Raw genomic sequence first — 8,816 nt, 5'->3', positions numbered from 1 at the left:
CACTGCCCCCAGTATAGGGGATCCCTGCCGCTTCCCACTGCCCCTCCACCACACTTCCACAACTTGGGCTCAAAACTCGCCCTCATCTTTGCCCATTTTTTCTGCTGGCGAGTACTATGTAGGGGGGATGGCGCTTAGAAAAGCGGTAAACCTTTCGAGTTCGCCGTCTTTTTTAAGCGAATCTACGGGTGTTCTCCCCGAAAAAAGCCAGCACAATAGGGCTAGGGTGATAGAGGGTGCGGCTGTCGCCCTAGGGAAGGTGAATCCTCAGCTGGGATCCCTTCTACATGCCATTTTGCCGCCGAGTTGTCTGTCCTTTTCAACCCTCATCAGTATCAGCAGTATCAGTGCAGGAGAGATCGTTATGGCAGTAGAGAAAGTGAACTCCTCGTCCAGCTTGGCCGAAGTGATCGATCGCATCTTGGACAAAGGTATCGTGGTCGATGCCTGGGTGCGGGTTTCTTTGGTTGGGATCGAGCTGTTGGCCATTGAAGCCCGCGTCGTTGTGGCTTCCGTGGAAACCTACCTGAAATACGCTGAGGCTGTGGGTCTGACGGCTACTGCTGCTGCTCCTGCCGTCTAAATCTGCCTAACCAAAATCACTCAACCAAGGAAAGTGCCCACAACCCTCTCGCCTTGAGCATCGCAATGGTTGGATGAGTTATGCTCTCTGGGCGGAGGCGTAGGAAGCTAGCCGTCGGAAAGCGAGGCAGGGATCCACCGCCGGTCTCTGCCTTGCTTCTGCGGGTTTTGTTCGAGGATTGAGTCTTGCAGCCGCACTGAGCTACAGGTTGGCAGTGCCATCGAGTTGGGAACAGGCAGAGAAGCTGTATCCACCCAAGCATTGAAAACGACGTGAGGGATTGGAGATCATGAGTTTGCAGGAACAATGGGCCATGGCCCGCAGCCAGCGGGTGGCTCAGAATCGAAGTTTGTTAAGCCGATCCCGGCAGCAGCGCCTAGAGCAGCACCAAGCCCTGATGGTTGAGCTGGGGCAGCGCCGCCAGCAACGACAAGAAGCACTACGGCAGCAGACGGAGCAAACCCGCAGCCAATTGCAGAAACTGAGGCAGGAGCGGGCTGCGAGGCGATCCCTGGACGAATGCTCCCGCTCGGAAGCGGCGGCTCAGCGGGCCAAGTCGGTGGCAGAGAGTCTGGCTCGCCTGGAGCAGGAACGAGCTGCTCAATTGGAAGTCAGCCGGCAGCAATTGCAGGCTTTCCGGGCTAACTTGACTGCGGCTGTGGAGCATTTGCTGAGCACCTATACGCAGGCTCGGCAGGCGATGGCCGACAAAACTCAGCAAGCGCGGCAGTCTTTTTGCGCCGATTTGCGGCAGTGGGTACAGGCTCTCCGGCAAATGGCTCGACAGGAGCTGGCTCAGATGGCTCAGGAACAGCAAGCCCAGGCCCAGGCCCTGCGGGGATCCCTGGCCACTTTCCGGGCGGAGTTGCATAAGCAGGTGTGGGGCAATGGGATCCCTGACCTCATCCCAGAACCTGAAGTCTCCACTTCCAGTGCAAGCTCTAACAGTGCCGTTGCGACTGCCGGTGAGACTGCTTCCGACTCAACGCCTGTAGCCGAAGGTCAAACCCCGGTGGAGCCGTCCGCCCCGGTCTCTGTTTCCCAACCCCCAGGGGGTTTGACAACGCTCGAACCCCCTGAAGTTCCGCCTACTGTTGAGAAACAGGTGGATCCCATCCTTGACTATGTCAACAAGTATGTGAGTGATCTACAAGCGCAGGATCCCAACTTGACCCTGCTGCAGGTAATTGGGGATCGGGAACGGGTGCGCGATCTGCTGGCCCGCGGCGCGGTGGATCTGGGGGTGGATCCCTCGGAAATCTTGGCTACGCTGCGGCGCATGGTGTCGGGGACGGTCGCAGTTTAGTTGTGCCGAGCGCAGGAAGAACATCCGGGCTATAGTCAAGGCAAAGGAGTCTAGGGCAGCAAAGAGGTTGAGTATCTCCATGGCCACGGTTCTGCAGGCGCGTCCCCGCCAGTTCGTGAACACCCCCTACATTGAGCGGATTACCCGCCGCGCTTTGCGCTATTTGCAATCGGGCTTTGCGGTGCATTTGCGGGGGCCTTCGGGTACGGGCAAAACCACTTTGGCGATGCACCTGGCCAGCCTGCTGGGCCGTCCCATTATGCTGATCTACGGGGATGACCGCTTCGATTCTTCCGACCTCATTGGGGGGCGCACCGGCTTTACCCATCGGCGGGTGGTGGACAACTTCATTCACTCGGTGGTGAAGACGGAGGAGGATGTGCAGCAGCGCTGGGTGGATGCCCGCCTCACCTTGGCTTGCCGAGAGGGGTTTACCCTCATCTACGACGAGTTCAATCGCTCCCGCCCTGAGGCCAACAATGCTCTCCTGAGTGCCTTGGAGGAGAGGCTGCTGGTGTTGCCGCCGGACAGCAACCGCTCGGAATATCTGCGGGTGCATCCCCAGTTCCGGGCCATTTTTACCTCTAACCCGGAGGAATATACCGGGGTTCACAGGGCCCAAGATGCGCTGCTGGATCGGATGATCACCATCGATATGGGGGAGCCGGACATCGAGACCGAAAAGGAGATTCTCACCTCGCGAATAGGCTTATCCGGCCCCGACGCCCTCAAGATCGTCCACATTGTGCGGGCTTTTCGCCGCAAGTTGGATCTGACGCGCCACCCCAGCCTGCGCAGTTGTTTGATGATCGGGCGCATTGTCAAGGAACATGAGCTGGCAGTTAGCAAAGAGAATGCCGATTTTCGCGCTTTGTGTGCGGATGTGCTGTTGCCCCGGGCTGGCAAGCGCTATGAAGAGGGATCCCAGTTGCTGAATTATCTGCTAGACCAACTGCCTGGCTGAGTCTTTTGCCTGTTGGTACGCTTTGGAGGTCGATTAACCCTGTGCCGATTAGCTCTCAACCCTTGACCACGGCTACTCACGGCTCCTCGCTGGCCGATGTGTTGGAGCGGGTACTGGATAAGGGCATTGTGATCGCCGGAGACATCACCGTTTCGGTGGGCAATGTGGAGTTGCTGAATGTGCGCATTCGCCTGCTGATTTCTTCGGTGGATAAGGCCAAGGAGATCGGCATCAATTGGTGGGAGTCGGATCCCTATCTCAACAGCCAGGCGCGGGAGCTGCTGGAAGCCAACCGACAGCTCATGCAGCGCGTTGCCGAATTGGAAAGACAGCTTGCCCAAGCTCTGCCCCAGGGGGGAAAGGGAACGGACCCATAGGCTGCCCCCCGCCATTGTGACCTGGATTGACGGGCTAGACTGGCTGCTGGGGTGGTTTGACGGGGTGATGGGGCATGGCTTTGGAGATGGCGTTTGACCGGAAGGGTTGGCAGCGGCTAGGGACGCTGGGCTGGGCTGTGGGTGTGGTGCTGGCCCTTGGAATCCCGGCCTTGGGTCAAAATCCCCGTGCCATCAGCATCAGCGCTGATGTGCAGGAGGCCAACGCCAACACAGGGGTTTTTACGGCCATTGGCAATGTCACCCTCAGTTTTCCTGCCGAGCGGCTTACGGCCCGCGCCCAAAGAGCTGTGTATTACAGCCAGGAGCAACGCATTGAGCTGGAGGGCCAGGTCATCATCAACCAAGGGGAGAATCAGTTGCAAGCGGAGAAAGTCATTTACCACATCGACAAGGGCACCATCCAGGCAGTGCCATCGGCAGGGCGGCAAGTGGAGTCGATCTACGTTTTGCCGGAGCCCAGCTCAAGTCCTTAGCTGATCCCCACACTTTTTTCCAGCAGCACGGACTCAGCCAACACGGCTATACCGTGATTTCGTCACCGATCATCCCAGCCTGCAGGGTTTCCCTCACCCCCAACCCCTCTCTCAAAAGGAGAGGGAAGCCAGGGACAGACATAACAAATCGTTTCATTGCTGTTTGAAATGACTACATTTGAAATGACTACACATGGGGCAGCGCTGGAAACGAGCTCGGGGAATGTCGGCTTAGATCCGTTTAGGATGTAGTAATTCATTTAGGATGTAGTAGTTCGGGCGGCAGACTTTTTCCCTGACTCTGAATCAAAGGATGGCTGATGGATGTTCGGGATCCGAGTTCCTCACCCCTGGCAACGAGAGGCACAGGTCACTCCAGAAGAGATGTTTTTCAGCCGGCGGCAATTTCTAGCGCAACTGGGATCCGTTGGGGTGGGAGCCAGTTTTTCTATTTTTGGGTTTGGCAGCAGGGGAGCTGCTCCCTCGGTAGAACGAGAGCTGAGGGGGATCCCACTCAACCCCCACTTTTCGGATGTGGGCAGGCCCGTCACCGAGGAGATTGTAGCTACTCGTTACAACAACTTTTACGAGTTTGGCTCCGGAAAGCGCGTCTGGCGGGCTGCACAGGCTTTGCCCACGGATCCCTGGACTGTCGAGATTACCGGGCTGGTGCGGCATCCTCAGCGGTTGGGCCTGGAAGATCTGTTTAACTTCCCCCTCGAAGAGCGCATCTATCGCTTTCGCTGTGTGGAAGCCTGGGCGATGGTGGTGCCGTGGTTGGGCTTTCCGATGCGGCTGTTGCTGGAACGGGTGGATCCTTTGCCGACGGCTCGATTTGTCCGCTTCACTTCCTTTTACGATCCGGAAATTATGCCTGGCCCAATCTGGCCCCCCAACTTGCCTTGGCCCTACACGGAAGGGTTGCGGATCGAGGAAATGGCCAACGAGTTGGCCTTTTTTGCCCTCGGCATCTATGGCAAGCCGTTGCCCAAACAGCACGGAGCGCCAATTCGCATGGTGGTTCCCTGGAAGTATGGCTTTAAAGGGGGAAAATCCATCGTCAAAATCGAGTTTTTGGATCATCAACCCTCTACGTTTTGGAATACCCTCGCCCCTGAGGAGTATGGATTTGAGGCCAATGTGGATCCTAGGGTGCCCCACCCCCGCTGGTCACAGGAGCAGGAAGTCTTGATCGGTTTCGGATCCCGTTCCCAGTGGCAAATCGTTCCCACCTTGCCCTACAACGGGTACGGAGAGTATGTTGCCCACTTATATGGCTGAACTTATATGCCTGAAGACGCCCACGAAAGGATTCGAACCTCCGACACCTGGGACCGGAACCCAGTGCTCTAGTCCACTGAGCTACGTGGGCAATGCAACTGCATTAACCATCATATCTGCTGACTTTCAGTTCTGCCAAGGGGGCAAAGCTGCGGCGGTGCTGCGGGGTGGGCCCCAAGTTCTGCAACGCCAGTCGGTGCTCCCGCGTGCCATAGCCAGCGTTGGTGCGCCAGCCGTAGCCGGGGTACTGCCGATCCCAGCTCTGCATCAAGGCATCTCGCCAGACTTTGGCCACAACTGAAGCAGCGGCAATGGAGAGGCTGATGTGATCCCCCTTGACCAGGGCCGTTTGCCGGGATCCCAGCTCGGCCAGCGGCAATCCATCCAGCAAAATGTGTTCGATTGGATCCAACTTGGCCAAAGCCCGCTGCATGGCTAGCACCGTGGCCTGGCGAATGTTGAGCCGGTCGATCTCAGCAGCAGAGGCACTGCCAACGCCCACAGCCAAAGCCACCTGCCGAATCCGTTCCGCCCATTGAGCGCGTTGCTGCGGACGCAGTTGTTTGGAATCCCTCACTCCCTCCAGTTCTTTGGGATCCATCTGGGCCGGCAAAATTACCGCCGCCGCCACCACTGGCCCAGCCAGGGCTCCCCGCCCCACCTCATCCACCCCCGCCACCCGCAGGATCCCCTGCTGCCAAAGGGATCCCTCCCAGATCAAACTCGGCCTTGCCCGCTCCACCATACTCCCATGTCTGCCCCTGGGCTTGAGAGCAGCGCCTAACTGCTGCGGGAGCGCCGTCGCCTGGAGGCTGCTGGAGATTGCTGGGCAGGGCTGATCCCCAGTTCCGCGGCTGGCTCGGCCAAGCTGCTCTGCACTGCTGGCACGAACGATTCAGCAGAAGGGATTTCGGGTTCAGAAAGTTCGGGTGGAGAGAGGTTGTCCAGCAGCTCCTTCTCCTGCAGAGCCTCCGGTTCGGGTGCAAACTCCTCTGTCTGAGAAGTTGCCTCAGTCTCCATCCTGGGCGGACTTTCCGCCTCTAGAGTTCCCGGCAGAACCACCCTAACCGCCGTGTCTCGGCCCCAAGGCGGCGGCTGGTCAAGCAGCAACAGCGGCGACAGCCCCAACTCCGAGTAGACCCGTTGTTGTAACGGGGTCATCTCCACGGTGACGGTTTGCCGTACCGGAGCCGGACGGCCTTCTGAGGACTCCGTCCCGCTGGCGCGAACGGTGCGGGCTGGGGAAGTGTGATCTTTGCGTGAGGCGGATTCTGCCTCTTCCCCAGGGCCAGAACGGCGGGGTTCTTGACGCTTTAGGTCTGCTCCGCCCCCTGGCAGTTGCATCGGCTCTGGGGCTTCCTCTTCTACAGGAGTATCCAGGCTCCGAGCAACGAGGCGCTGGCCAGTGCGGGGATCCCCCCAGTCTTCACGGGGACGCTTGCGTCCCGTTTCAACCCGTGGCTCTTCCTCCAGATCGTCTGAAGTCGTAAAGGGATCCGGGCTGGGGCGTCGTTGTCCGGGGGCAGATCGCGACCGCCGCAGCAGCGCACGGCTATCGCCTCGAGACAGCCCATCGCTTCCCACTCGCAGGCGCGCCCGTTGGGGGTTGCCATCGCGGGGCAGGATCGGGCCGGCCTCTTCCTCATCCCCTCCTTCCGCCTCGGTGGGTAGCGTTACCGTCAGGCCGCTTTCTATTGTTAACAGATGCCCTGGCTCGGCCCCCGGCAAGCGGGCCAGGATCCCCAGCCCCTCACAGGTGGGGCAAGAATAGCCGAAGATCTCGTAAAGGCTTTGCCCCTGCCGTTTGCGGGTGAGCTCCACCAGCCCCAATTCCGACAGTTGGACCACCTGTGGGCGAGCTTTGTCGCTGGAGAGGGCCTTGTTAAAATGCTCCAAAACCAGCAACTGGTCGCGGCGGGAATCCATATCGATGAAGTCCACCACAATCACACCGGCAATGTTGCGCAGCCTCAATTGGCGGGCAATCTCGGTAGCCGCCTCACAGTTTGTCCACAGCACTGTCTCCCGAGAAGTGGCCGATTGGGTGAAGGAGCCCGAGTTAACATCAATTACCGTCAGGGCCTCGGTGGGCTCGATGATGATGTAGCCACCAGAGGGCAGATCCACCCGTGGCCGCAGCGCCTGCCGAATAACCGCGTTGACCCGAAAATACTCCAGAATGGGGGTGGGCTCGCGGTGGGCATCGACAACGACACCAGGGGGCATTTGGCCCTTGTTCCAGCCCTGCAGATAGCTACGGACTCGCTTCGCTCCTGCCGCAGAGTCGGTCACAATACGGTTCACATCGTCGGAGTAAACATCCCGCAGCACCCGCTGAATAAAGTCGTCATCCCGGTTGAGTAGCCCCGGCCCCCGTGCTGCCTGATACTGCTGTTGAATATCTTCCCAGAGTTTCTTCAATTGCTCCAGGTCGTCGATCATCGCTTCTTCGGACACACCTTCCGCTTCGGTGCGCACCAACAGGCCCATCTGCGGGGGTTTAATCAAAATGGCCAGCGACTTCAAACGGTTGCGTTCTTCTCGATCCTCGATGCGGCGGGACAGATGAACGCCTTTTCCGTAGGGTCGCAACACCAAATACCGCCCTGGAAAGGCCAAATCTCCGGTAAGCCTTGGCCCTTTGTTGCCGGTAGGCTCTTTCATCACCTGTACCAGCACCTTTTGCTGCGGCAAGACCAGCTCAGAAATCGAGGCATGACTTCGCTTGAGGCGCAGCGGGCCCAGGTCGCTGACGTGGATAAACCCATTGCGCTCTGCAGGGCCGATGTTGACGAAAGCGGCATCGATGCTGGGCAGAACGTTCTCGATGATTCCGACGTAAACGTCTCCCACTTGGTGAGCGCCGCTGGCGACGATCAGCTCCTGCACTTGATCTTCGGCGAAGACGGCTGCCACTCGATGTTGCTCGGCAATGACAATCTGCCTGGGCATTAACTTCCCTCCCCGCCCCAAGGGCACGCGGTTACGGGTTGAACCCTCATTCTGGCGAGGTGTTGTCCTTTTGCTGGGATCCGCTTAAGTTTCTTTGACCAGGATTGACTCATCATGGGGCTGTCCATTACCCTCAGCTCTGCTTTGACGCTTGGCTTTGTTTCCTCTCCAATGGGTGAGGTGAGTTTAAGTGCATGTGAACTACCCAATGCTGGCTCTGGTGGGTACAGCGGGGGGCTTCTGCTGATTGGAAGGAAAACTCATCGGATGGGATGAATGGATTCGGTGAGGTTTGCATGGAGATTCATGGATGGGCTCAATCGATAGGCTCAGGGAGCAAGACGGCTCCGCCTCGGGAGATCGAACGCTGGCCCATTGCAGAACCCCAGTTGTGCGGCCCAGCCTGTTCGCGAAAGCGTCGCGTAGCGATAGTCCACAACAAGACAGGGTTTGCGCGCGGAAAGAAGCACCTTCTCAGGGTAAAATTTTCTGGTTGGATCTGGGCTATGTCGAAGAGGCACACTTTTCTGTTGCACCTATCGACTCGACCCCATCACGCCTGTTACCTGCCCTGGGTACTGAGTTAAGAGTGTCTCCATTCCAGAATCCGGCCCAGCTTTTGCCTGCTGCTCACCCCGCCCTTGGTCAAGTTGATGCTTGGCGAGCCCCACAGCGGCAGGAGCCAGCAATAGCAGCATTATAGCGCTTGTGGGATCCCTCAGCCCAGACAGACCCTTAGCCCTTGGGTTGCTCCCAGAGGAAGTGCTCAATCTGGATCGGCTAGGGGGTTCTGATACATTTACGCTGAACACTGCTGAACATCACTGTTCAACTATGCAGCGATAGCATTCTGTTTGTT

The 8,816-nt window shown here is 58.4% G+C and carries 8 protein-coding genes and 1 tRNA gene; 6 read left to right on the top strand and 3 right to left on the bottom strand.

Annotated elements, in window-relative coordinates; translation table 11 throughout:
• Nucleotides 1-364 precede the first annotated feature (364 nt).
• The 6 genes from gvpA to msrP all read left to right on the top strand — a co-directional run bounded on the left by gvpA (nucleotide 365) and on the right by msrP (nucleotide 5,005).
• A complete protein-coding gene (gene gvpA, locus NW837_RS04400; protein WP_011429717.1) occupies nucleotides 365-583 on the top strand; it encodes a gas vesicle structural protein GvpA in 219 nt (72 codons plus the stop codon).
• Between the two features lie 289 nt (nucleotides 584-872).
• Nucleotides 873-1,889, top strand: a complete 1,017-nt coding sequence (gene gvpC, locus NW837_RS04395; protein ID WP_414329425.1) for a gas vesicle protein GvpC — start codon at nucleotides 873-875, stop codon at nucleotides 1,887-1,889.
• Nucleotides 1,890-1,968: 79 nt separating this feature from the next.
• Nucleotides 1,969-2,853, top strand: coding sequence for a gas vesicle protein GvpN (gene gvpN / locus NW837_RS04390; RefSeq protein WP_011433426.1), 885 nt, complete (start codon nucleotides 1,969-1,971; stop codon nucleotides 2,851-2,853).
• 41 nt (nucleotides 2,854-2,894) lie between these two features.
• A complete protein-coding gene (locus NW837_RS04385) occupies nucleotides 2,895-3,230 on the top strand; it encodes a gas vesicle protein (protein ID WP_011433425.1) in 336 nt (111 codons plus the stop codon).
• Nucleotides 3,231-3,304: 74 nt separating this feature from the next.
• On the top strand, nucleotides 3,305-3,724 hold the full coding sequence (locus NW837_RS04380; RefSeq protein WP_414329424.1) for an LptA/OstA family protein: 420 nt from the start codon (nucleotides 3,305-3,307) through the stop codon (nucleotides 3,722-3,724).
• A gap of 324 nt (nucleotides 3,725-4,048) precedes the next feature.
• A complete protein-coding gene (gene msrP, locus NW837_RS04375) occupies nucleotides 4,049-5,005 on the top strand; it encodes a protein-methionine-sulfoxide reductase catalytic subunit MsrP (protein ID WP_414329423.1) in 957 nt (318 codons plus the stop codon).
• A gap of 17 nt (nucleotides 5,006-5,022) precedes the next feature.
• On the opposite strand, the gene NW837_RS04370 is transcribed toward msrP, so the two are convergent.
• The 3 genes from NW837_RS04370 to NW837_RS04360 all read right to left on the bottom strand — a co-directional run bounded on the left by NW837_RS04370 (nucleotide 5,023) and on the right by NW837_RS04360 (nucleotide 7,957).
• Nucleotides 5,023-5,096: transfer RNA gene (locus tag NW837_RS04370), tRNA-Arg, on the bottom strand.
• Between the two features lie 12 nt (nucleotides 5,097-5,108).
• Complete coding sequence (locus NW837_RS04365; RefSeq protein ID WP_011433421.1) at nucleotides 5,109-5,750, bottom strand: ribonuclease HII; 642 nt, start codon at nucleotides 5,748-5,750, stop codon at nucleotides 5,109-5,111.
• Nucleotides 5,751-5,785: 35 nt separating this feature from the next.
• Entirely contained in the window at nucleotides 5,786-7,957 is a 2,172-nt protein-coding gene (locus NW837_RS04360) for an Rne/Rng family ribonuclease (RefSeq protein WP_414329422.1), read from the bottom strand.
• Nucleotides 7,958-8,816: the final 859 nt, after the last annotated feature.

The sequence above is a fragment of the Synechococcus sp. R6-10 genome (assembly GCF_047461815.1).
Taxonomy (GTDB): Bacteria; Cyanobacteriota; Cyanobacteriia; order Thermostichales; family Thermostichaceae; genus Thermostichus.
The sequence above is the reverse complement of the archived record's forward strand: the minus strand, read 5'-3'. Positions and strand labels throughout refer to the sequence as shown.

Bases quoted from the DNA above. Each gene is read 5' to 3' on its own strand.
- gvpA (WP_011429717.1), top strand. From the start codon at position 365: ATGGCAGTAGAGAAAGTGAACTCCTCGTCCAGCTTGGCCGAAGTGATC.
- gvpC (WP_414329425.1), top strand. From the start codon at position 873: ATGAGTTTGCAGGAACAATGGGCCATGGCCCGCAGCCAGCGGGTGGCT.
- gvpN (WP_011433426.1), top strand. From the start codon at position 1,969: ATGGCCACGGTTCTGCAGGCGCGTCCCCGCCAGTTCGTGAACACCCCC.
- NW837_RS04380 (WP_414329424.1), top strand. From the start codon at position 3,305: ATGGCTTTGGAGATGGCGTTTGACCGGAAGGGTTGGCAGCGGCTAGGG.
- msrP (WP_414329423.1), top strand. From the start codon at position 4,049: ATGTTCGGGATCCGAGTTCCTCACCCCTGGCAACGAGAGGCACAGGTC.
- NW837_RS04365 (WP_011433421.1), bottom strand. From the start codon at position 5,750: ATGGTGGAGCGGGCAAGGCCGAGTTTGATCTGGGAGGGATCCCTTTGG.
- NW837_RS04360 (WP_414329422.1), bottom strand. From the start codon at position 7,957: ATGCCCAGGCAGATTGTCATTGCCGAGCAACATCGAGTGGCAGCCGTC.